The sequence below is a fragment of the Schumannella sp. 10F1B-5-1 genome, from assembly GCF_006517535.1.
Lineage (GTDB): Bacteria > Actinomycetota > Actinomycetes > Actinomycetales > Microbacteriaceae > Schumannella.
Genome location: NZ_VHQH01000039.1, coordinates 455,939 through 479,122 on the forward strand (window position 1 = coordinate 455,939; position 23,184 = coordinate 479,122).

The 23,184-nt window shown below is 72.6% G+C and carries 19 protein-coding genes; 1 reads left to right on the forward strand and 18 read right to left on the reverse strand.

The window, feature by feature from the left end:
• Window positions 1-13: 13 nt before the first annotated feature.
• The 9 genes from FJ658_RS12890 to uvrB form a co-directional block, all read right to left on the reverse strand.
• A complete protein-coding gene (locus FJ658_RS12890; RefSeq protein WP_255447714.1) occupies window positions 14-1,495 on the reverse strand; it encodes a CoF synthetase in 1,482 nt (493 codons plus the stop codon).
• Window positions 1,488-2,156 carry a phosphohydrolase gene (locus FJ658_RS12895; RefSeq protein WP_255447715.1) on the reverse strand — a complete coding sequence of 223 codons (669 nt, stop codon included), beginning with the start codon at window positions 2,154-2,156 and terminating at the stop codon, window positions 1,488-1,490. Before FJ658_RS12895 ends, FJ658_RS12890 begins: the two co-directional genes overlap by 8 nt.
• A complete protein-coding gene (locus FJ658_RS12900) occupies window positions 2,149-4,122 on the reverse strand; it encodes a VWA domain-containing protein (protein WP_255447716.1) in 1,974 nt (657 codons plus the stop codon). The genes FJ658_RS12895 and FJ658_RS12900 overlap by 8 nt, the downstream gene beginning before the upstream one ends.
• Entirely contained in the window at window positions 4,119-4,784 is a 666-nt protein-coding gene (locus FJ658_RS12905; protein ID WP_141145767.1) for a hypothetical protein, read from the reverse strand. Before FJ658_RS12905 ends, FJ658_RS12900 begins: the two co-directional genes overlap by 4 nt.
• A complete protein-coding gene (locus FJ658_RS12910) occupies window positions 4,781-6,349 on the reverse strand; it encodes a MoxR family ATPase (protein WP_141145768.1) in 1,569 nt (522 codons plus the stop codon). Before FJ658_RS12910 ends, FJ658_RS12905 begins: the two co-directional genes overlap by 4 nt.
• A 28-nt stretch (window positions 6,350-6,377) precedes the next feature.
• On the reverse strand, window positions 6,378-7,463 hold the full coding sequence (locus FJ658_RS12915) for a hypothetical protein (protein WP_141145769.1): 1,086 nt from the start codon (window positions 7,461-7,463) through the stop codon (window positions 6,378-6,380).
• The gene (locus FJ658_RS12920) at window positions 7,463-8,602 is read right to left on the reverse strand and encodes a hypothetical protein (RefSeq protein ID WP_141145770.1); all 1,140 of its coding nucleotides are present in this window, start codon (window positions 8,600-8,602) and stop codon (window positions 7,463-7,465) included. The genes FJ658_RS12915 and FJ658_RS12920 overlap by 1 nt, the downstream gene beginning before the upstream one ends.
• Window positions 8,603-8,657: 55 nt before the next feature.
• Window positions 8,658-9,854 (reverse strand): hypothetical protein, encoded by a 1,197-nt coding sequence (locus FJ658_RS12925; protein ID WP_141145771.1) that lies wholly within the window; start codon window positions 9,852-9,854, stop codon window positions 8,658-8,660.
• A 175-nt stretch (window positions 9,855-10,029) separates the two neighbouring features.
• A complete protein-coding gene (gene uvrB, locus FJ658_RS12930; RefSeq protein WP_141145772.1) occupies window positions 10,030-12,096 on the reverse strand; it encodes an excinuclease ABC subunit UvrB in 2,067 nt (688 codons plus the stop codon).
• A gap of 160 nt (window positions 12,097-12,256) precedes the next feature.
• Between uvrB and FJ658_RS12935 the strand changes: the two genes are divergently transcribed.
• Window positions 12,257-13,558: an MFS transporter gene (locus FJ658_RS12935; protein WP_141145773.1), complete on the forward strand. Its 1,302-nt coding sequence runs from the start codon at window positions 12,257-12,259 to the stop codon at window positions 13,556-13,558.
• A 4-nt stretch (window positions 13,559-13,562) separates the two neighbouring features.
• On the opposite strand, the gene FJ658_RS12940 is transcribed toward FJ658_RS12935, so the two are convergent.
• From FJ658_RS12940 to FJ658_RS12980, 9 genes are all read right to left on the reverse strand, one after another.
• A complete protein-coding gene (locus FJ658_RS12940; RefSeq protein ID WP_141145774.1) occupies window positions 13,563-14,681 on the reverse strand; it encodes an acyltransferase in 1,119 nt (372 codons plus the stop codon).
• Window positions 14,678-16,318: a class I adenylate-forming enzyme family protein gene (locus tag FJ658_RS12945; RefSeq protein ID WP_141145775.1), complete on the reverse strand. Its 1,641-nt coding sequence runs from the start codon at window positions 16,316-16,318 to the stop codon at window positions 14,678-14,680. Before FJ658_RS12945 ends, FJ658_RS12940 begins: the two co-directional genes overlap by 4 nt.
• Window positions 16,315-17,001, reverse strand: a complete 687-nt coding sequence (gene coaE / locus FJ658_RS12950) for a dephospho-CoA kinase (protein WP_141145776.1) — start codon at window positions 16,999-17,001, stop codon at window positions 16,315-16,317. Before coaE ends, FJ658_RS12945 begins: the two co-directional genes overlap by 4 nt.
• 148 nt (window positions 17,002-17,149) lie before the next feature.
• The gene (gene rpsA, locus FJ658_RS12955; protein ID WP_141145777.1) at window positions 17,150-18,610 is read right to left on the reverse strand and encodes a 30S ribosomal protein S1; all 1,461 of its coding nucleotides are present in this window, start codon (window positions 18,608-18,610) and stop codon (window positions 17,150-17,152) included.
• 209 nt (window positions 18,611-18,819) lie between these two features.
• On the reverse strand, window positions 18,820-19,506 hold the full coding sequence (locus FJ658_RS12960; protein ID WP_141145778.1) for a hypothetical protein: 687 nt from the start codon (window positions 19,504-19,506) through the stop codon (window positions 18,820-18,822).
• A gap of 83 nt (window positions 19,507-19,589) precedes the next feature.
• Window positions 19,590-21,269 (reverse strand): DUF885 domain-containing protein, encoded by a 1,680-nt coding sequence (locus FJ658_RS12965; RefSeq protein WP_141145779.1) that lies wholly within the window; start codon window positions 21,267-21,269, stop codon window positions 19,590-19,592.
• Window positions 21,270-21,334: 65 nt separating this feature from the next.
• Window positions 21,335-21,604, reverse strand: coding sequence for an HPr family phosphocarrier protein (locus FJ658_RS12970; protein ID WP_141145780.1), 270 nt, complete (start codon window positions 21,602-21,604; stop codon window positions 21,335-21,337).
• Window positions 21,605-21,674: 70 nt separating this feature from the next.
• Window positions 21,675-22,715 carry a zinc-dependent dehydrogenase gene (locus FJ658_RS12975; protein WP_141145781.1) on the reverse strand — a complete coding sequence of 347 codons (1,041 nt, stop codon included), beginning with the start codon at window positions 22,713-22,715 and terminating at the stop codon, window positions 21,675-21,677.
• A 7-nt stretch (window positions 22,716-22,722) separates the two neighbouring features.
• Window positions 22,723-23,184, reverse strand: a complete 462-nt coding sequence (locus FJ658_RS12980; RefSeq protein ID WP_141145782.1) for a PTS sugar transporter subunit IIA — start codon at window positions 23,182-23,184, stop codon at window positions 22,723-22,725.

Genomic DNA, 23,184 nt, shown 5'->3' on the forward strand with positions numbered 1-23,184 from the left:
GGCGGAGCCCTGCTCAGCCCTCCCGGAGGTAGCGCCGCGGCTTGCCCTCGCCGAGGTCGATCGGGCGGGGCACCGCATCCACCTCGACCGGCACCCCGAGCAGGGCGTGGATGCGGCGGGCCGCGGCGGGCGCGTCTCCCCCGGCGATGCGCGCCAGCACCGAGCCGTCGAGCCGCTGGGTGAGCGACCAGGCCAGCGCGCCCGCATCCTGCAGGTACTGGGTGAGGTCGACCGTGTTGATCGGCGCGCCGTCGGCCGTGACGAAGTCGACGTGCTCGCGCCCCTCGAGGTCGGCGATCGCCGGGGCGCCGTCGCGCAGCACGAGGCGTCCGTGGTCGCCCGTGCGGTAGCGCACGAGCGGCAGCAGCGGATTGCTGCCGGCCGTGACGACGAGCTCGCCGCGCGGGGTCGCTCCCTCGGCGTCCGGGGCGAGCATCCGGCCCGCATCGTCGGCCACCTCGACCCGCACGCGCGTGTCGAGCACGCGGAACGGACCGTCGTCGGCCCGCCAGGCGATCGGGCGGGTCTCGTGCAGGCCGTAGAGGTCGAGCACCGGAACGCCGAAGCGCGCCTCGAGCGCCGCCCGCAGCGGGGCGGTCAGGTGCAGGGCGCCGCTCACGATCGCGAGCGGCGCCACGGCCGCAGCCGTGTCGGGCTCGAGCAGGGTCGCGAGGCTGCTCGGGTTGCCGCTGATCACCTGCGGGTCGTGCGCGCGCAGGAAGGCGACGCGGTCGGCGACGGGCCAGTCGCGGGCGTCGAGGTTGAGGCGGGCCATGATGCCCGGGCCGGCGGCGGCGGCGCCCGGAGCGTGCGGGCCCGCCGCGTCAGCGTCGGTGACGACATCGCCGGCGAACCCCGGGATGGGCGAGGCGTAGGTGAACGCCTGCCGCTGGTGCACGACGAGAGCGAGCGCCAGGCGCCGCGCATCCGGCTGCCAGTCGACGCCGAGCCCGGCGAGCAGCCGGCGCACGAGCCAGAAGGTGCGCGCGACGTCCTCGGTGTCGTCGGGCAGCAGCAGCGCCGCCCCGGTCGACCCCGAGCTCGAGCCCTGCACGAGCCGGCCGAGATCCGCGTCGCGCGGCACGAAGCCCGCGACGTCGGCGGCGAGGTCGCGGCGCGAGATCAGCGGGAAGTCGTCGAGCTCACGGAGGCCCGCGTCGTCGCTTCCCCGCAGGGCCCGATAGGCGGGCAGAGCCCGCGCGACCGCGAGATGCCCGGGCAGCCAGTCGTCGGCCGGCAGCTCGGTGCGCGCGCGAGCGACGCCGTCGGCCGCGAGCCGGTGGCCGACGCGATGCCGCCAGACCGGCGCGGCGGGATGCGCGAGCACTGCCTCGAGTCGGTCGCGGTCGTGCGGGGCCAGCCCCGGCCAGCGCTCCTCGTCGCTCAGCGCGACGGTCGAGCCGGGCACGTAGTGCGGCAGCACGATGTCGGCGATCGGCTCCGTCGCGCTCCGAGGAGCGGCCGGATCGCTGATGCGGGCATCCGCCTCACTCATGCGAGTAGCGGGCCGCCGCCTCCGCCGCGCGCTTCTCGGCCAGAGCCGCCTGGATGCGCCGCCGGTGCTCCTCGTCGGCGACGAGCTCGCGCAGCGCCGCGTCGCGGGCCAGGCTGTCGCGGCGCTCCCAGCGGGCCCGCGCCGTCGGCACGTCCTCCCCGGCCGGCAGCCGTCCGCTCCACAGCAGGAACAGGCGGGCGGCCTCCTCGCGGGTGTCGTCGTCCGACAGCCAGCGTCGCGGGGGCGCGACCGGCGCGAGCCGGAAGGCGAGCGCGCCGATCGAGGAATGGGCCCAGCGCGCATCCAGAGGCGGATCGAAGGGCTCGAGCAGCTCGTCGCTGGCCCAGAGCCAGAGCGCGAGCGCCGCGCCCTGACGGCTCGCCGGATCGGGCTGCGCCTCGGCGGCGATGGCGGCGGCGCTCGCCCGCACGTGATCGGGCGCGCCGGCCAGCACATCGCCCGCGAGCGCGACGAGCGACACCGCATCGGCGAGGAAGGCCTGCGGCGCCGACGAGAGCCGGGTCTGCACGACGTCGAGCGACGGCCCGGGCGCGAGAGCGTCCCAGACGCGCACCTCGTCGAGGCGCAGGTCGAACCAGCGGCGCAGCGGCTGGTCGCCGAGTCCGCCCCCGGCCGGCCGGGGATCGGGACGGTCAGTCACGGGCGTCCTCCTTCGCGGTGCGCACGATCGTGGCGGCGAGACGCCGACAGGCCGCCGGGGCGTCGGCGTGCGTGGCGATGTGCTCGAGCGTGTACCCGTTGGTCCGCGCGAGCGCCGGCAGATCGCCGAGCCACCCGATCACCAGCAGGGTCGCGGTGTCGACCTTCGCCCGCACCTCGCCCGCGACGTGCTCGAGCCCGTCCTGGCCGCGCCCGAACAGCGACTCGAGCCCGCCGTCCGAGAGCACGACGAGATGCCGCCGCCTGTCGGCGCGACGACGCTGCTCGCGGTAGCGCCGGCCGAGCAGGTCGAGCGGGAAGGTCGTGCCGCCGCCGAAGTAGTGCAGCAGCGCGCCGATCGCCTCGCTGCGGTTGCGCGTCGGCCGCTCGAGGCCGGCGACCTGACCCGGGCCCGAGAACGAGGTGACCTGCACGCGCCCGCCGCCCGCGAGCACCGATTCGAGCAGGATCGCCCCGGCCAGCAGCGCCGGCGAATCGGCCGAGGGCCTTGGCATCGAACCCGAGGAGTCGACCCAGAGGTCGAGGTCGATGCCCTCCTCGCGCACGGGCGGATCATCGTCGAGCCAGGTGCGCCGGCGCGTGGTGACGCCCGGCACGATCCGCGGCGCCGCCGCGAGCGTCGCCCGCCAGTCGACCGCCGTCAGCTCGTCGTCGACGCCCCAGATCTCGGTCGGCCCGGGGATCTGCTCCCCGGTCGGCTCGGGCACGGCGGGCTCCCGCAGCGGCGTCACCCAGCGCCGGGCGCCGTCGAGGTACCACGCGCGCAGCACGCGGTCCGCCATCGCCGGCCCGTAGAGCTCGAGCGTCTGCGCGAGCCCATAGCCCTGACCGCCCGAGGCGGCGGGCGCGCCGGCGCTCGTCGCGACCTCCTGCACGGCGCTCGCGCCGCTGCCGCCGCCCGCCTCCAGCGCCGGATGCTGCGGGGTCTCGCTGAGGCGCGCATCCCGCAGCACCTCGCCGAGCTCGGCCTCCGTGGGATCGGGGCTGCCGATCTCGCCGGCGCAGGGCACGCCCGTGCCGCCCGCATCGCCCGCGCCGCCGCGACCCGGGCGGCCGCGCCCGGAGCCGCGCCCGCCGCCGCCGCCGGCACGATCGGCCTCGAGCAGGTACGGGGCCAAGATCATCCCCGCCCGCAGCGCGCCGCGGATCGGGTCGTCGCCGAAGGTGCGCACCGTCCGCGCCAGCAGACGCGCGTCGGCCTCGGGATGCGTGCGGGTCAGCGCGAGCAGCTCGGCGTGCGCGCGCTCGGCCTCGGCGGTCGCGGCGTCGAGCTTCGCCTGCTGCTCGCGGAACCGCTCAGCGACCGCGGTCGCGCGCGCCGCCGAGGGCTCCGGTACCGCGGGCGGCGGCGGGGCGGCGGGCGGCTCGATCGGCACCAGGCTGCCGTCGGGCAGGTCCCACAGGTGCTCGTAGGCACGCAGCACGACCCAGAACAGCCGACCCGGCGGCTCGGTCGACAGCAGACGCCAGAGACGGATCATGCCGGGCTCGCGCACGACGCCGTCGCGCGCATCCCGCTGCGCCTGCATCTCGGCGACGCGCACGTTGATCAGCATGTCGGACCAGAGATTCGCCATCAGGGCCGCGCGATCGGCGAGGTCGTGCGGCGCCTCGAACGAGCTCGCCACGAGCGCCCGCGCCATCTGCTGGCGGATCTTCAGACTCGCGATCCGCGTGCTCGGCGACAGCACGTGGTGGCCGATCTCGTGCGCGAACACGGTCGCCCACTCCCGGTCGGCGCCGACGCGCCGCGCCTCGACCGGGTCGACGGTCACCTGCGGCGGGAAACCGAACCAGGCGAAGCTCGGCTGCCCGGCCTTCGGCTCGATCTGCGCGGGGTGCAGGCGCACGCCCCACAGCTCCTGCGCCTCCTCCCACGCCGGCGCGAGCTCGGGCGGCAGCGGCTGCGGCCGCGCCCGCGATCCCGGGTGCGCCGCGCGGCTCACGCGCGCCGCCGCACGGTCACGAGGTAGCTGTCGGGCGCGATCGCGGCCTCGAGACGGGCGTCGGGATGCGCGGCCCCCGCGGGCGCGTCGGCTCCGAGCGGCACGGACTCGAGCGCGTGCAGGCGCACGCCCACCGCATCCAGCTCGACCCGCCACCAGGCGCCGTCGGCCCGCACGGCGAGATCCTCGCCGGCGCCGACCACGACCTGCGCGGGAGGGGCGGTCCAGGCTCCGCCGAGCCCGCGGAATCCGCCGACGCGCACGATCTCGTCACCGGGTCCGGTCCCGGGCCAGAACAGCGGATCGTCCGCCGCCGCACGCCAGTCCGCCACCGCCGCGACGCCGATGCCGAGCACGGCCGCCACCGCCGCATCCGGCAACGCGCCGGCGCCCTCGTGAGCGCTGCGCCGGAACGCCGGGATGCCGGAGCGCCACGCCGCGAGCGTGCCCAGCGCGCGCACCGCCGCGTCGGTCGCCGCTGTCGCATCGTGCCCCGCGGCATCCAGCGCCGCCAGCCCGGCCGCCGCGGCGGCCCGGTAGCGGGCGACGTCGCCGCCCCAGGTCGCGACGCGCTCGACCGTGGCGGCGAGCGGCTCGGGCAGCGCGCCCGGATCCGCGACGACGCCGGCGTCGTTCGCCGACACCCCGGGGTGGCGCATCATCGCCGCGACGACTCGAGCCAGCGCAGGTAGTTCGTGTAGCGCTGGTGCAGGTATTTGAGGGCGAGCAGGTCGTCGTAGTCGCGGCCGTAGAGCTTGCCGGTCGCGGCGATCGCGCCGATCGCCGACTCGACCGCGGTCACCCGCCGCGACGTGGTCAGCGCATCCAGCCCCTCGAGCCCGGGCGCGGCCTCGGCGAGCAGCCGACCCACCGGATCCTCCCGGTCACGGCGCAGCGTGGCGAACTGCGCCGACGACTGCCGCCACAGATCGCGCAGCCAGGCCACCGCATCCGTCGCCAGCTCGCGATCGAGCTCGCCCTCGAAGCGCGGATGCGTCGGGTTCGGCAGCAGCTTGCCGCGCAGCACGAAGGGCAGCACGGCCGCCACGTCGTCGTGCGTGACCTCGGCGACGCCGCGGAACCAGGCCATCGCCTTCGCGTACAGCACGAGCGTCTGCAGCGCGCGCACCGAGATGCTGTTGGTGGTCTGCGCCCCGAGGTCGGCCTCGAGGTCGGCGCCGCCGTTGCTCTCGATCACCTCGGCGACGCTCGCGCCGGCCGTCGCCACCGTGTCCTTGGTGCGGTACTCGAAGGCGCGACCGCCGTGCTGCACGAACTCGAAGTGACTCGTGAAGAACTCCAGCCGCCGCAGCACGGGCGCCGGCACCGGCACCGCGCGGATCTCGGCGGCCATGCTGCGCCGCCCCTCGGCGTCGAAGCGCAGCTCGGGCGGCACGTGGTCCTCGGGGCGCTCGCCGCGCTCGACCCGCGCCACCAGCTCGCCGAAGAAGCGGCTGTTGAAGCCGAGCGCCGCGACCGTCACATCCATGCGATCGCGCAGCGCCTGGATGACCGGGAAGGTGCCGCCGCCGGCGTCGTCGTTCGCCGTGAAGTACCAGGCGTCGACCCCCGACTCCCCCGCCGTGCGCAGCTGCTGGTCGTAGCTCTCGACGTAGCCCTCGGCCACCATCGTGAGCAGCGCCGACTGCGTCTTCGTCGGGATGCGGTTGTACTCGTCGACGATCTTCACCGGCCGGGCGAGCCAGCCGCGCCAGGCGACCCGCACCGCATCCAGGCTCTCGGCCTCGACCAGGTCGCGCGGCAACGGGGCGCCCACGAGGTCGCTCACGGTGAGCTGCGGCTGACCCTGCACGACGGCCGTGCGCACGGCGGCGGGCTCGTCGCCCGCCAGCACGCCCATGAGCACGGCGAGTGTCGTCTTGCCGCGCCCCGGCCCGCCGATCAGCAGGCAGCGTCCGCCGACGGCGAAGGTCAGCAGCGGCAGCAGCACGTTCGACGAGTACGACTGGTCGGTCGCCAGCTCGAGCCGCGCGCCCGCGTCGCCCAGCTCGAACGAGAGCGGCGCATCCCGCGAGAACTCGACGTCGTAGAACGGCGAGATGACGGCCCGGTTCACGAGCCAGAAGTAGGCCTGCCGCAGCCGCTCGTCGAGCGGCGGCGCGACCGGCGCCGCCGTGCCGAAGAGGTCGTCGGCGTCGAGCTCGGCGCCCTGGTCGGCCCCGCTGCGGGTGGGCGACGACGAGACGTGGCTCCAGCGGTCGCTCATGTCGCCACCCTAGCCGCCGGGTCGGTGATCACTCGTCGACCGTCACGGTCACCGTGTCGCCGTCGAAGGAGCCCGATCCGCGCAGCACGATGGTCGACTCCCGCTGCTGGGATGACGTCGCACCCGACCGGTCGGTGACGTCGTAGGTCGCGACGGCGACCCCCTCCACCCGCCACTCGAAGGCGCCGTCGGGCTGGATCGACACCTGCGCCGGCTGCCGCGACCCCAGGCTCCAGCTGACGGGCCCGGTGCGCGCGGGCAGACCGGGCATCAGGCAGTCGCCCCGGTTCGGCCAGGGGTCGCTCGTGTGCAGGCAGGCCGCGATGCGCGCGTCGGCCACCGGGTCGATCTGGGCCGCGAGATCGTCGGTCGCCTGCGCCTGCAGCAGCAGACTGCGATCGCCGAGCGTGTCGGACATGTACGTCCAGACCGGCCCCGCCGTCTGCCAGCGATCGCCCGCCCAGCTCGCCTCGTAGCGGCCGGGCATGACCGCGAACGACCGCGGTGCGCCGTTCTCCAGATCGACGTCGACGCCGTTGACCTGCACGGGAGCTCCCGGCAGCTCGTGGATGTCGAAGCCGATCGCCGTCGAGACGGAGATCTGGCCCCGCAGCGGCTCGGTGACCTGCCAGCTGTCGAGCAGCACGCGGGGCTTGTCGAAGCGCGGAGACCGCAGACGGACCTCCGTGTGCACGGTCTCGCCGCCCAGCGCGTAGGCGACCTTCACGGTCGCCTCGTCCCACTCACGGCCCACGTGCTGGCTGACGGCGCCGATGCGGATGTCGCGGATGCGCGACCCGGCGGGCAGCGCGGCATCGACGAGCAGCGGGTCGGCGTCGGTCTCGTCGGCGTCGTCGGCGGCGTCGGACTCCCCGGCGTCGTCGCGCTCCTCCATCGCGATCGCCGCGCGCACCTGCCCGTGCGCGATCGCGTCGAGGTAGTCCCGCACCCGCTGCTCGGGCGAGAACCACTGCGCATTGACGACGGCGACCGCAGCGACTCCGGCGATCAGCGCGAGCACCACGAGCGACGCCGTGACGGTCATCCACGGCCGGATATAGAGCACGCGCCGACCGTGCTCGTCGAAGCGCGGCTCGTCGCGCAGGTCGGCCATCAGTCGGCCGTCACGGTCGGCTCGGCGCCGTCGAGCGCGACGGACCCGCTGACGACCGAGCGCACCCGGCGCGTGCTGGTCTCGGGCCCGGCGCCGTCGTCGCGGGTGTAGGTGGCGACGACCACGCCCTCGCCCGACCAGCTGAGCTCGTGCTCGTCGACGAGGCGGAAGTCGAGGCGCGGGTACGACTCGACCGACCAGGTGACGGCGTCGACGCCGCGGATGCTCGTGCCGAAGGGGCACCCGGCGGGCATCGAGGCGGTCTGCGCGAGGCAGGCGTCGACCTCGCCGTCGGCCACCGGCTGCACCAGGGCGGCCAGATCGTGCGAGGCGCCGAGACTGAGGCTGATCGCCGCCTTGTCGTCGTCGGCGCCGACGGCGGTCGAAGCGCTCGCGGCGTAGAGCCAGCGCGAGTCGCGGTACTCGGCGTCGTAGCGGCCCGGCAGCACGGCGAACACGGCCTGCCCGCCGTCGACGTCGACATCCACGCCGTTGACGGTCGCGGTGTCGACGGTGTCGATGCGCACGCTCAGCTCGCGGTCGAGGCCGCGCACGACGCGCCAGTCGTCGAAGACGCCCCACTGACGGCCGCGGGACTCGAGCTCGATCTCGGTCTGCACCTCGGCGCCGCCCAGCTGGTACTCGACCTCGATGACGGCTCGGTCGACGCCGTCGCTCGTCGTGCGGCGCACGTCGCCGAGCTTCCAGTCCTGGAGGCGGCTCTCGGGATCCGCCAGCGCCGCGTCGACCAGCAGCGCGGACCCGCCGTCGGCGGTCGGCGGCGCCAGCTTCACGGCCTGCGCGACATCACCGCGGGCGACCAGGCGCAGGTACTGCTCGGCCGTGCCGGTCGGCGCGAACATGGCGCGGTTGACGGCGCCGATCGTGATGCTGCTCGCGATGATCAGCACGAGAAGCACGGCCGCCGAGATGGCGATGGCGCGCACCCGGCGCCCGCGACGCGAGAGCCCGGTCGGCGCCGCTGACGGGTTCGCGCCCGCGGCGACCGGCGGGACGTCGGCACGCGGCGCCTCGGAGAAGACGGCGCGACGCCCGTGGTCGGCCGGCAGCTCGTTCGCGCGGCGGTAGCCGAGATCGAAGGGAGGCGGAGCAGGATCGCTCCTCGGAGGGGTGGTCATCTCGGCTCCGCCTCGCTCGATGCGCCGGGTCGTCGTCGCGACCGTGTTCCGCGGGTCAGGAGTAGGTGATCTTGACCTTGCCGCCGGAGATCGTCACGTCGCCGTAGAGGTAGAACGTGTCGGTGTCGACCTGGGTCTCGTACGCCGAGCTCGAGCTGTAGCGCTGCTGGTACGTCGCCGTCGCCGATCCGTTCTCACCCGAGAAGCGGATGCTGCTGCCCGAGTCGATCGTCAGGTCGGGGTAGCTGTCGATCTTCCAGCTGAGGCCCTGCACGTCGCCGTAGGCGTAGGTGCGGAAGGGGCATCCGCTCGGACGCGTGTCGGTGCTGGCCGCGCACTCGTCGAGGTAGGCCTTGACCTGCGACTCGACCTCCTTCTCGAGCGCCTGCGTCGGCTTGACCTCGAGGTCGGCCGACGAGTACGAGGCGGCGCTGCCGCCGACGACGAGCTTGGCCTTGTCGGCAGCGAGCCACTTGCTGGTGTCGGGGATCGACACGTCGTAGACACCCGGGTAGGCGACCATGCGCACGACGCCGTAGTCCTTCTGCGGCAGATCGACCTCGACGCCGTTGACCGACACGGCGTCGGCCCCGCGGGCGCTGACCGTGATGGTGCCGGCGAGCGAGTCGGCGATGACCCACTTGTCGAAGAAGACGGCCTGCTTGCCGTCGCGCTCGAGGCGCAGGTAGTCGTTGTTGGTGCGGCCGTCGAGCTTGTAGCTGATCGTGGCGTAGCCGCCGCTCGAGATGCGCGAGACCTTCACGTCGGAGATGCGGTTCTCGGCCGACTTCAGCACCTCGCTGTTCACGAGCGAGGTATCGGGGCTGCCGGTGCCGTCGGGCTCGATCATCTTGTCGGCCTTCTCGAGGTCGCCCGACGCGATCGCGTTGAGGTACTCCATCGCCACGGCCTTGGGCGAGAACGCGACGTCGCGGATCGTGTTGACGGCGAAGACGCCGACCACGAGGGCGGCCAGAACGATGCCGCCGATCACGATGCCGCGGGCGAGACCGGTCATGCCCGGCGTCGCGTTCGGGTAGCCGGGGTGACGGCCGTCGGGGCCCGGCGTCGCCGTGGGGGCGACGGGGGTGCCGCCGCCGTAGGCCGCGCCGTACGGGGCGCCGGCGGGCGCGCCCTGCGGCGGGGTCGGCTGCTGCTGCGGAGCGCCCTGCGGCGACCCGTATCCGAAGCCGCCGTTCGGCTGCTGACCGTGCTGCTGCGGATACGCGTTCGGATCGTTCGGGGTGGACATGCGCTCTGCTCCGTGTCTCGTCGTGAAGTCCGAATCACCCTAACCGAGAAGTCGAGGGGTCTTCGACGCCCGTCGGGGATGACACCATGGTGCTCCCCCGTCCGCTCCGACGCGATGGAGAGCACTCCCCATCAGCGCGGGACCCCGCCGGAGGCGACTCCGCAGCACGGCGGGATCAGCGCACGTGCCCCGCGGCCTCCATCTGCCGCAGCTCCTTCTTGAGGTCGGAGAGCTCGTCGCGCAGCCGCCCGGCCAGCTCGAACTTGAGCTCATCGGCGGCGGCGAGCATCTGGCTGTTCAGATCGGCGATGATCGCCTCGAGCTCGTTGGCGCCCTTCGCGGCCAGGCCCTCGCGCCGCAGGTTCGGCGTCGCGGCCCGCTTGCCGGGGTCGCGCCCCGAAAGCAGCTTCGCCGTGTCGGCGCCCTCGCGCGCCAGCACGTCGGTGATGTCGGCGATGCGCTTGCGCAGCGCGGTCGGCTCGATGCCGTTCTCGACGTTGTAGGCGATCTGCTTCTCGCGGCGCCGCTCGGTCTCCTCGATCGCCGAGGCCATCGAGTCGGTCATGTTGTCGGCGTACATGTGCACCTCGCCCGACACGTTGCGCGCGGCGCGGCCGATGGTCTGGATGAGCGAGGTCGAGCTGCGCAGGAAGCCCTCCTTGTCGGCATCCAGGATCGCGACCAGCGACACCTCGGGCAGGTCGAGCCCCTCGCGCAGCAGGTTGATGCCGACGAGCACGTCGTAGACGCCGGCGCGCAGCTCGGTCAGCAGCTCGACGCGGCGCAGCGTGTCGACGTCGCTGTGCAGGTAGCGCACCTGCACGCCCGCCTCGCCGAGGAAGTCGGTGAGCTCCTCGGCCATCTTCTTGGTCAGCGTCGTGACCAGCACGCGCTCATCGCGCTCGACGCGGGTGCGGATCTCCTCGAGCAGGTCGTCGATCTGCCCCTTCGAGGGCTTGACCACGATCTTCGGGTCGACGAGGCCGGTCGGGCGGATGATCTGCTCGACCACGCCGTCGGCGACGCCCATCTCGTAGCGCCCCGGGGTCGCCGAGAGGTACACCTTCTGCCCGACGCGGTCGAGGAACTCCTCCCAGCGCAGCGGCCGGTTGTCGAGCGCGCTCGGCAGGCGGAAGCCGTGCTCGACGAGCGTGCGCTTGCGGCTCGCGTCGCCCTCGTACATCGCGCCGATCTGCGGCACGGTCACGTGCGACTCGTCGATGACGACGAGGAAGTCGTCGGGGAAGTAGTCGAGCAGCGTGTTCGGCGGCTGGCCGGCGACGCGGCCGTCCATGTGCCGCGAGTAGTTCTCGATGCCGTTGCAGAACCCGATCTGCTCCATCATCTCGAGGTCGAAGGTCGTGCGCATGCGCAGGCGCTGGGCCTCGAGCAGCTTGCCCTGGCGCTCGAGCTCGGGCAGCCGCTCCCCCAGCTCGGACTTGATCGTGCCGATCGCCTTGTGCATCGTCTCGGGGCTGGCCGCGTAGTGCGTCGCCGGGAACACCGAGATCGCATCCATCTTGCGGATCACCTCGCCGGTGAGCGCGTGCAGCTCGTAGAGCGCCTCGATCTCGTCACCGAACATCTCGATGCGGATCGCGTGCTCCTCGTACATCGGGATGATCTCGATCGTGTCGCCGCGCACGCGGAACTTGCCGCGCGAGAAGTCGATGTCGTTGCGCTCGTACTGCATGTTGACGAACTGGCGGATGAGGCGGTCGCGCGAGACGCGATCACCCACCTGCACGGCGACCATCGCATCCAGGTACTCCTCTGCCGCGCCGAGGCCGTAGATGCACGAGACCGTGGACACGACGATGACGTCGCGCCGCGACAGCAGCGAGTTCGTCGTCGAGTGACGCAGGCGCTCGACCTCGGCGTTGACCGAGGAGTCCTTCTCGATGAAGGTATCGGTCTGCGGCACGTAGGCCTCGGGCTGGTAGTAGTCGTAGTAGCTGACGAAGTACTCGACCGCGTTGTTCGGCAGCAGCTCGCGGAACTCGTTCGCGAGCTGCGCGGCGAGCGTCTTGTTGTGCGCGAGCACGAGCGTCGGGCGCTGCACGGCCTCGACGAGCCAGGCCGTCGTGGCCGACTTGCCGGTTCCCGTCGCGCCCAGCAGCACGATGTCGGTCTCGCCCGCGTTCACCCGGCCGGCGAGCTGCGCGATGGCCGTCGGCTGGTCGCCGCTCGGCTGGTACTCGGAGATCACCTCGAAGGGGCGCACGGAGCGGGTCGGTTCCATGGCTCCAGCCTAGGGACGACCACCGACACGCGCTGGGGTGCCGGGAGCGCCCGGACGTTGCCTGAGCGCCGGACGGGTGGACATAGCCTGAACATAGGGTGGACGAGTAGCGTTCCCGGGTGATCCTGCGCCCCCGAAACCCGCGATCCGAGGTCATCCGATGAGCGTCACCGCGCCCTCCCCCGTGCGTCCCACCCCGCTTCTGCACCGTCGACGCACCCGGGTGGTGGTGCTGCTGTGCGTCATGTACTTCATCGCGTACTTCGACCGCACCAACATCTCGACCGCGGCGACGCACATCATGGACGAGTTCAGCCTCGACAAGGCCCAGTTCGGCCTGCTCGCCTCGGTGTTCTCAGCCTTCTACGTCTCGCTGCAGATCCTCGGCGGCTGGGTCGGCGAGAAGATGGGCCCGCGCCTCGGCCTGCTCGTGCTCGGTCTGCTCTGGGGCGTCTCGACGCTCTTCACCGGCATGGCGGTCGGCCTCGTGACGCTGCTGCTGGCGCGCGGCCTGCTCGGCCTCAGCGAGTCGGCCACGTTCCCGACGGCGACCCAGGCCATGAGCCGCTGGGTGCCGCAGGACCGCAACGGCTTCGTGCAGGGCATCGTGCACTCCGCATCCCGTCTCGGCACCGCCGCCGCGCCCTTCGTCGTCGCGTGGCTCATCGGCCTGGTCGACTGGCGCTTCTCGTTCATCGCCGCCGGCGTCGTCAGCATGGGCTGGGCGGTCGTCTGGTACATGCTCTTCCGCGATCGCCCCCGCGACATGAAGGGCATCAGCCGTCAGGAGCTGTCGGAGATCCCCGACATCCCCAAGGCCGCCGACCGCCCGCCGGTGCCGTGGAAGCGCCTGATCCGCTCGATCCTGCCGGTCACGATCGTCGACTTCGGCTACGGCTGGGTAGCCTGGGTGTTCTTCACCTGGATCCCGACCCTGCTCACCGAGACCTACGACCAGGCGCTCACCGGCACCGGCATCCTGGCCTCGGTCATCCTGGCGGGCGGCGTGATCGGCGACACGCTCGGCGGCGTCTGGAGCGACCGCATCTACGTGCGCACCGGCGACGCGCTGCGCGCCCGCAAGACGCTGCTGCTGATCGGCTTCATCGGCTGCGTCGTCTGCCTGCTGCCGGTCGTCTTCACCCCGCCGCTGTGGGTCGCCGTCGTGTCGCTCGCGCTGTCGTTCTTCTTCCTCGAGCTGACCAACGCGCAGCTGTGGTCGATCCCGATGGATGTCGCGCCCACCTGGTCGGGAACGGCCAGCGGCATGATGAACACCGGCTTCGGCATCGCCGGCATCGTCTCGCCCCCGATCATCGGCGCGCTGGCCGACTCGACCGGCAGCTTCGGCTTCCCGTTCGGGCTGTCGATCGGCATCCTCGTCGCCGCGACCGTGCTGGCCGCGGTCATGCGCCCGAAGCGCGTCGACCCGATCGCTCCGGCCGAGGAGCGCGTGGCCTGAGCGGTCAGCCGCCGACGCGGCGGCGCTGGTAGCGGCGCCCCGTCAGCGGCAGGCTGGCCGGGGTGCGCCGCGCGATCTCGGCGAACACGATCGAGCCCGCGATCACGGTCACGTAGACCAGCAGGGTCAGCCACGGACTCGGCACGACCGAGGCGAGCCAGCCCGCGCCGGCCCAGCCGAGCACCCAGATGAGCAGCGGGTGGATCAGGAAGATCGCGAAGGAGCGGTCGGATGCCTGGTCGACGGCGCGCGCCGTGAAGCTCGCCGGGTCGCGGCGATCGGCCCACCAGGTGCCGAGGGCGAGGAAGCCGAGGCCGATCGCGGCCGACCAGACCATCATGATCGGCTGCAGCGGCGTGCCGGCGCGGTAGAGCGAGAGCCCCTGCAGGTGCGCGATCCACCACCAGGTCAGCAGCACGAGCGCGCCGACCGCGGTGATCACGGCGATCAGCCGCCGGTTGCCGCGCACCCAGCCCAGGAACGCATCCTTGTGCCAGGCGCAGACCGCCCCGGCCAGGATGAAGAACAGGTAGCTGAAGAAGAAGATCTTCGAGTTCGACGATACGAAGCCGAGCGAGCCCGGCAGGTACATGTAGACCGCCGTGATCGCGAGCTGGAACACCGCCGCGACGCTCAGCAGCAGCGCATGCCGGCCGGCCGTCTTGCGCACGAGCCACATGATCAGCGGGTGCAGCAGGTACACCTGCATCGTCACGAGCAGGAAGTACAGGTGGTACCAGCCGGTGCCGGTCACGACGCGGTAGAGGAAGCCGCCGATGTCGTTCCACTCGAGGTCGTCGCGCTGGATGTTGGAGGCGAGGAAGTAGATCGCCGTCCAGGTCAGATACGGGATGCCGACCAGCAGGAAGCGCTTCGGCCAGAACTTCTTCAGCGGCGTCGGCTTGGCCAGGTAGCTCAGCGCGAGCACGAAGCTCGTCAGCCAGAAGAACACCTCGCGGGTGAAGTGCAGCAGGGCGAGCAGGCCGTAGAGCCCGACGTCCTCCGAGCGGGCCGTATGGCTCGTCGTGTGCACGCCGATGACGCAGGCGAAGGTCAGGATGCGCAGCACATCCACCTCGTAGAGGTGACGTGCCTTCGTGACGACGGTGGCGGCGGCGCTCATCCGGCGGCTCCGGCCGGCGCCGAGGGCGCGGTCGGGCCGGTGGGACCGGAGGGGGCGGCCGGGCCGCTCGGGGCGTCGAGCTCGCGCACGCGGCTGCGCTGCACCTTGCCGGCGGCGGCGCGCGGCAGGTCGGCGACGACCGCGATCTCGACGGGGCGACGGAAGCGCGCGAGCCCCCGATCGGCGGCCGCGGTGAGCGAGGCGACCAGCTCGGCGTCGGCGGACTCGGAGCGCTCGACGCCCGGCGCCGGGATCACGTAGGCGACCGGCACGGCCCCCAGCACCTCATCGGGGCGGCCGATCACGACCGCCTCCTGCACGCGCTCGTCCTGCAGCAGCACTTCCTCCACCTCTCCGGGATAGACCTTCTCGCCGCCGCGGTTGATCACGTCGTCGTCGCGGCCGACCAGGCTGACCCGGCCGTCGGCATCCACCGCGCCGAGGTCGCCCGTGCGCAGCCAGCCGTCGGCGTCGAAGCGGTCGGCCGCCGCGCCGAACAGATAGCCATCGATCACGCCGGGTCCGCGGATCCAGAGCGCGCCGACCTCGCCCGCGGCCAGCGCCGCACCGTCGTCGCCGCGCGCGACGACCTCGCTCCCCCGCGGCAGGCCGACGCCCTCCGCGCTCGCCGCCGGGGTCGGGTCGGTCGCCGTGATCTGGCTGGCGCCCTCGGTCATTCCCCAGCTGAGCACGAGCGGGATCGGGTCGAGCTGCTCGCGGATGCGGTCGGGCAGGGGCGACGACGCGCAGCGGATGAGGCGCAGGGTCGCGGGCGGCGCGAGCGGACCCGAGCGGGCGAGCACGGCGAGGATGGCCGGGACGGCGTTGAGCCAGGTCACGCGCCGTTCGGCGAGCAGCTCCCAGAAGCCGGTGCGCCGGAAGCGGCGGTCGAGCACGAGCGTCGAGCCCGCCGTCAGCGTCGCGAGCAGCGCGACGACCTCGGCGTTGACGTGGTGCAGTGGCAGCGAGTTGAAGCCGCGATCGCCGGGCTCGAGGCGCAGGTCGTCGACGACCTGACGCGCGACGAACAGCAGCTGCGGCTCGGGCAGCTCGACGCCCTTCGGCGTCCCCGTGCTGCCGGAGGTGAAGAGCACGGCCGAGCCGGTCTCGCGGGGCTCGGCGGGGTCGACCGGCACGGTCGCGGCTGAACCGGCGTCGGCGGGGAACTCGACGACATCGGGGCGGAGACCGCCGCTCTCCGCATCGGCGGGGCGGATGCGCGCCACGCCGGCGACCGCGCGGTCGTCGTCGCCGTCGCTCACGAGCACGCCGGCGCCGCGGATGAGTCCGGCCAGACGCGCGGGCTCGCCCGCCGCGGCGGAGGGGTCGACGGGCAGCGACCGGAGTCCGTGGGCGATCGCCGCCAGGTGCACGACCGCGAAGGCGAGGGGATCGGCCAGGTCGACGAGCACGGCGGCCGAGGGGCGCAGCGCGAGCTCGCCGAACCGCTCGCGCCAGGCGGTGGTCAGCTCACGCAGCTCGGCGAAGGTCAGGGCTCGGTCGCTGCGGGCGTCTTCGAGGTAGACCGCGTCGGGGCTCTGCGCGGCGCGCTGCGCGAGCAGCGCATCCAGGGTCCCGGTCGACGCGGCGACCGGATCGTCGGCGCTGCCGCCATCGGGAGTTCGGGCGTCGTTCACCGCTCCACGCTACCGGCGTCGGACTGAGCGGCCGATGCGCCGGGTGTGTGCGGGCTGTGAGCGGCGTGTGCTGAGGGCGACGCGAGCGCCGTGTGCTGCGTCCACCAGGCGTCGACCTGGGCGAGCGTGCTCTCGAGGGTTCCGCTGGAGTCGATGATCCGCGTGGCGACCGCGGCGCGCTGCGCGTCGCTCGCCTGCGCGGCGATGCGGCGCTCGGCCTCCGCGCGTTCCATGCCGCGCAGCTCGACCATGCGCCGGATGCGCTCCTCGGCCGGCGCCTGCACGACCAGCACCTCGTCGAAGCCGTGATCGCTCCCCCGCGACTCGACCAGCAGCGGCACGTCGTTGACGACCACCGCCTGTGAGTCGCGGGCGAGAGCGGCATCCCGCAACGCGCGCGTGCGCTCCCGGATCGCCGGATGCAGGATGCCCTCGAGCACCCCGCGCTTCTCGGGGTCGCGGAAGACGATCGCGCCGAGCGCGGGCCGGTTCAGCGCGCCCTCCGCGTCGAGCACCTCGGGGCCGAAGGCCTCCGCCACGGCCGCGAGCCCCGGCGTGCCGGGCTCCACGACCTCGCGCGCGACCACGTCCGCGTCGATCACGACCGCGCCGTGCTCGGCCAGACGTGCGGCGACCGCCGACTTGCCCGCCGCGATGCCTCCGGTCAGTCCGATCCAGCTCACCGATCCAGCCTAGCCAGCCGGATGCGGCATCCACTCGCCGACGGCGGTCCTGCAGCAGGCCCGGTGGTGATACGCCGGAAGCCGGCCGACACGAGGTGTCGACCGGCTTCCGAAGCGGGTCTCGGCTGGATCAGCCGATGACGTGCGATCAGGCGTTGCCCGACAGCTTCTCGCGCAGAGCCGCGAGCGACTCGTCGTCGGCGAGGGTGCCGGAGTTGCTGTCGCTCGAGTAGCTCGACGACGTGCTCGGGAGGAAGTCGTCGTTGTCGCCGGCCGCCTCGGCCGCCAGGATCTGCGCCTTGTGCGCCTCCCAGCGGGTCTGAGCGGCGGCGTACTCGCCCTCCCAGGCCTCGCGCTGCGCCTCGAAGCCCTCGAGCCACTCGCCCGTCTCCGGGTCGAAGCCCTCGGGGTACTTGTAGTTGCCCTGCTCGTCGTACTCGGTGACCATGCCGTACAGCGCGGCCAGGCCCGAGTCGAACTCGGCCGAGTTGGGGTCGATGCCCTCGTTCGCCTGCTTCAGCGAGAGGCTGATGCGGCGACGGTCGAGGTCGATGTCGATGACCTTGACGAAGACCTCGTCGCCGACCGAGACGACCTGCTCGGCGAGCTCGACGTGCTTGGTCGAGAGCTCCGAGATGTGCACGAGGCCCTCGATGCCGTCGGCCACGCGCACGAAGGCGCCGAAGGGGACGAGCTTGGTGACCTTGCCCGGGGCGATCTGGCCGATCGCGTGGGTGCGGGCGAAGACCTGCCACGGGTCCTCCTGCGTCGCCTTGAGCGACAGCGACACGCGCTCGCGCTCCAGGTCGACCTCGAGGATCTCGACGGTGACCTCCTGGCCGACCTCGACGACCTCGCTGGCGTGCTCGATGTGCTTCCAGCTGAGCTCGGAGACGTGCACGAGGCCGTCCACGCCGCCCAGGTCGACGAACGCGCCGAAGTTGACGATCGACGAGACGACGCCCTTGCGGACCTGCCCCTTCGAGAGGTTGTTGAGGAAGGTCGAGCGCGACTCCGACTGGGTCTGCTCGAGCAGCGCACGGCGGCTCAGGACCACGTTGTTGCGGTTCTTGTCGAGCTCGAGGATCTTCGCCTCGATCTCCTGGCCGAGGTACGGCGTGAGGTCGCGCACGCGGCGCAGCTCGATGAGCGAGGCCGGGAGGAAGCCGCGGAGGCCGATGTCGACGATGAGGCCGCCCTTGACGACCTCGATGACGGTGCCGGTGACGACGCCGTCCGACTCCTTGATCTTCTCCACGTCGCCCCAGGCGCGCTCGTACTGCGCGCGCTTCTTCGACAGGATCAGGCGGCCTTCCTTGTCCTCCTTCTGGAGAACGAGGGCCTCGACGGTGTCGCCGACCTCGACGACCTCGTTGGGGTCGACGTCGTGCTTGATCGAGAGCTCGCGCGAGGGGATGACGCCCTCGGTCTTGTAGCCCACGTCGAGGAGGACCTCGTCGCGATCGATCTTGACGACGGTGCCCTCGATGAGGTCTCCGTCGTTGAAGAACTTGAGCGTCTTCTCGACCGCGGCCAGGAAGTCGTCGGCGGATCCGATGTCGTCGATCGCGATCTGCTTGGGGGCCGTGGCGGTCGTAGCGGTAGTCATGTAGTGGTTGCTCCGTGGGGCGGATGCCCGGGGGTCATGTCAGGCCGACGACGACGTGCTTCCGGAGGAAGAGGACCGGTCTCACGCGAGTGATCACGATGCTTCGCCGACGGCGTGCGGATGGGATGTCGCAGAGAAGCGACGGTCTAGCTTAGCCATCCCGGGGAAACGGTTCAACCACGGCATCCATTCCCCGCGGTCAGATGGGATCAGCTGTCGTGGTCGGCGCCGGGCGCGAGCGTCACGATCGTGATGTCGGCGTAGACCAGCCCCACCGAGACGACCCCCGGCCACAGCCCGTCGTCGTCTCCCGGCCCTCCGAGCGCGATCGCGATCCCGTGGCTCCCGTCCGGGCCGTCCGCATCGCGGTAGTACTCGATGAAGAGGTCGCCGAGGTCGTCGCCGCCGGCGTAATCATCGATCAGCTCGAATCCTCGCGCCTGCAGACGCGCCAGCAGCGCGTCGCGTGCCGTGCGCAGTTCGGCCGGATCCCGCGCGTAGTAGTAGGCCTGCACGAAAGCGCCGTCAGGGAACTGCGCGTCGCAGTCCCAGCCCGCGCAGTCGTCGACCCCTCCACCACCCCAGGATGAGGTGCCCGCGAGCACGCAGGATGGCGCGACATCGAAGAGGAGCTCGGCGTCGACGGCCCCGGAGTACGGCGCGAGCCCCCAGGCCTCGCGCCATGTGGCGCTCCACTCGGCCGCGAGGTCACTGCCATCGGGGTCGGCGCAGGTGCCCTCGTCGGCGCCGACCTGCGTCGTGCGTGCGGAGTCGTCGGCGCTCGATGCACCGGCGTCGCCATCGCCCATCCCACGGACGAAGGGCTGCAGTGCGCAGCCCGCGAGGAGGGTCACCACGACGAGAGCGGGCGCGAGCACGCGGATGGCACGGCGCATGATGAGGCCCTTTCGACTTCATCGAGCGTAGGTGCCATCGTGCGCGCGTCCGATCCCCCGACCGGGGGTGGACGCCGGAGCGGTCAGTCGAGCAGCGCCGACTTCAGCGTGTCGAGGCCGACGCCGCCGATGTCGAGGGCCTTCTGGTGGAAGCGCTTCATGTCGAAGGCCGCGCCCTCGCGGCGGCGGTACTCGTCGCGGAGCTGCTCCCAGATGCGCTGGCCGACCTTGTACGACGGCGCCTGCCCCGGCCAGCCGAGGTAGCGGTTGGTCTCGAAGCGCACGAATTCGTCGGGCATGTTCACATTGGCGCGCAGGAAGGGGAAGGCGTCGTCGCCCGTCCAGACCCGGTCGGAACCGGGCATCCGCTTCTCGAGGTGCACGCCGATGTCGAGCACGACGCGGGCCGCGCGCATCCGCTGCCCGTCGAGCATGCCGAAGCGGTCGGCCGGCCTGTCGAGGTAGCCGAGGTCGGCCATGAGGCGCTCGGCGTAGAGCGCCCAGCCCTCGGCGTGACCCGAGGTGCCGGCGAAGCGGCGCCAGGTGTTGAGCTCGGCCTTGTTGAAGGTCGCCTGCGCGATCTGCAGGTGATGGCCCGGAACGCCCTCGTGGTAGACGGTGGTCAGCTCGCGCCAGGTGTCGAACTCGGTCACGCCCTCGGGCACGCTCCACCACATCCGGCCCGGGCGCGCGAAGTCGTCGGAGGGGCCGGTGTAGTAGATGCCGCCCTCCTGCGTCGGCGCGATGCGGCACTCGAGCGCGCGCATCTCGGGCGCGATGTCGAAGTGGGTGCGGCCGAGCTCCTCGATCGCCCGGTCGCTGGTCTCCTGCATCCAGCGCTGCAGCGCCTCGGTGCCGTGCAGCTTGCTCGCCGGGTCGGCGTCGAGGAACGCGATGGCCTCGGCCACTCCCCCGCCCGCGACGATCTCGGCGGCGATCGACTCCTGCTCGGCGGTCATGCGCGCGAGCTCCTCGATGCCCCACTCGTAGGTCTCGTCGAGGTCGACGACGGCGCCGAGGAAGCCGCGCGAGGCGAGCTCATAGAGCTCGCGGCCCACCGCGTCCTTCTCGGGCGCGACGGGGGCGAGCTCCTGCTCGAGGAACTCGGCGAGGCGGCCGTAGGCGGCCGTGGCGCCTTCGGCGGCGCGGCCCAGCTCGGTGCGCAGCGACTCGGGCAGCTCGTGGCCGTCGGCCGTGGCCGAGCCGGTGAACTCGGCGAAGAAGCCGTCGGCGGCGGCCTGGCGGCGGGCCTGCGTCGCGACCTCGCGCACCTGGCGCACGGCCGGCACGACGCCGGTGCGGATGCCCTCGCGCAGCGTCGCGACGTAGCCGTCGAGAGCGCCCGGCAGATTGCGCAGGCGGGTCGCGATCGCCTCCCAGTTCTCGGGGATGGCGGTCGGCTCGAGGTCGAGGATGTCCCGCAGCTCCTGCGCGGGCGAGGCGATCACGTTGAGGTCGCGCAGGGGGAAGCCGGCCTCGTGCTTCGCGATCTCGAGCTCGAGCTCGCGGCTCAGGTCGAGCTGCGTGACGCGGTCGATCTCGTCGGCGACGGGCGCGCGACGCACCTCGTCGAGGGTCGCGCGCATCGCGGCGACGGCGCGCTCGGAGCCGGCCGGCGAGTAGTCGGAGTACTCGCCCTCGCGGCCCGGGCGGCCGAGGTAGACGTGGAACTCGGGGAAGAGCTCCAGCTGGGTGTCGATCCATCGCTCCGCGACGGCGTCGAGCTCGGTGGATGCGCGGCCGGGCTGGGGTTCATTCGCCATGAGCCCCAGCCTGGCACGCGGTGGTCCGGACGGTCCACCGACCGGACCGGACGATCAGCGGGTCGTCACTCCTTGTCGAGGTCGCGCGACAGCAGCGCGACGAGCTCGTCGAGCGCGCCCTCCGAGCCCTCGGCATCGGAGGCCAGGGTGACCTCCTCGCCCGAGCCGATGCCGAGCGAGAGCACGCCGAGGATGCTGGCGGCGTTGACCGACTTGCCGGCGGCCGAGGTGAGCGTGACGGGCACTCCGACCTTCGCGGCGGCCTGGCTGAAGAGCGAGGCGGGGCGGGCGTGCAGGCCGACGCTCGAGGCGACGGTGACGGTGCGTTCGGGCATGGGATCCTCCTGAGGGTCGGGGGTCGTGGTGGTCGGAAGTCGAAGTCGGACGGCGGCGGACCGCCGGAGGTCAGGGCTCGATCGTGACCTTGATGGCCTCGCCGCGGGCGACGAGCTCGATCGCGTCGAGCACCTGCTCGAGCGGGAGGCGGTGGGTGATGAGGTCGGCGACCGGCACGGCGCCGGTCGCGATGAGGCGCAGCGCCTCGGCGTTGTGGGCGGGGCTCGAGCCGTTGACGCCCAGCACGCTGAGCTCGCGGTAGTGCACGAGGTTCGCATCCAGCGCGATGACGGCGGCGTCCTTCGGCAGCCCGCCGAACAGGCTGAGCCGACCCCGGCGGGCCAGCATCTGCAGGCCCAGCTCCTGGGCTCGGCCTGACGCGGCGGCGGTGATGACGACGTCGGCGCCGTCGCCGCCGGTCGCTTCGAGAACCTGCTCGACGATGTCGCCGTCGCCGGCCGCGAGGGCCAGGTCGGGCTGCACGAGCGCGGCCGAGGCCGCCAGGCGTTCGGCGTTGAGGTCGATCAGGATGACGCGCTCGGATCCGCGGGCCCGCGCGAGCCGCACGTGCAGGCAGCCGATCGGGCCGGCGCCGATCACGACGACCGTGTCGCCGTCGCCGACGCCCGCGATCTGCTGGCCGTTGAGCACGCAGGCGAGCGGCTCGGCCAGCGAGGCCTCGGCGAAGGAGAGGGTGTCCGGGATGCGGTTCAGTCCGTCGACCGCGAGCACCTCGCGCGGCACGATCATGTGCTCGGCGAAGCCGCCCGCGAACTGGTAGCCCATCGACAGCTGGTTGCGGCACACCGCCGGAAAGCCGGAACGGCACTCCCGGCAGGTGCCGTCGGGGATCGCGGCGATGACCTGCACGCGATCCCCGACGCTCCACCCGTCGACGCGCGCGCCGACCTGGGTGATCTCTCCCGCGATCTCGTGGCCCATGACCTGCGGAGCAGACATGTTCGGGTGGCCCGAGCGGGAGATCTTGACGTCGGTTCCACAGGTCGAGCACGCGCGCACGCGGATCACGACCTCGTCGTCAGACGCCACCGGGTCGGGATCCGTCTCGAGACGGATGTCGCCCGGGGCGTGGAACCTCGCGACTCTCACGAGCTGATTACTCGTCCTCGTCAGTGGCGGCGAGCAGCTCGTAGACCGTCTCCGGGGTCGTCGCGCCGCGCAGGGCGGCCGCCTTCTCCGGGTCGAGCAGGATCGTCGCGAGCTGCGAGAGCAGGGCGATGTGCCCGTTGCCCTTCGCGGCGATCCCCACGGCCACGCTGACCTCGTTGCCGTCCCAGTCGACCGTGGCGGGGAAGCGGATGACGCTGAGCGCGTCGTCCTTCACCGCCTCCTTGCCGGCGAGGGTGCCGTGCGGGATCGCCACACCCTCGCCGACGAAGGTCGACACCGAGTTCTCGCGCTCGAGCATCGCGTCGATGTACGAGGCGTCGATCGCCCCCGCGTCGAGCAGGGCCTGGCCCGCCTGACGGATCGCGTCGTCGCGGTCGGTCGCCGTCGCATCCAGTCGGATGGACTGCTCGGCCAGCAGCTCGGTCAGGGGCTTCGACTCGTCGCTCAT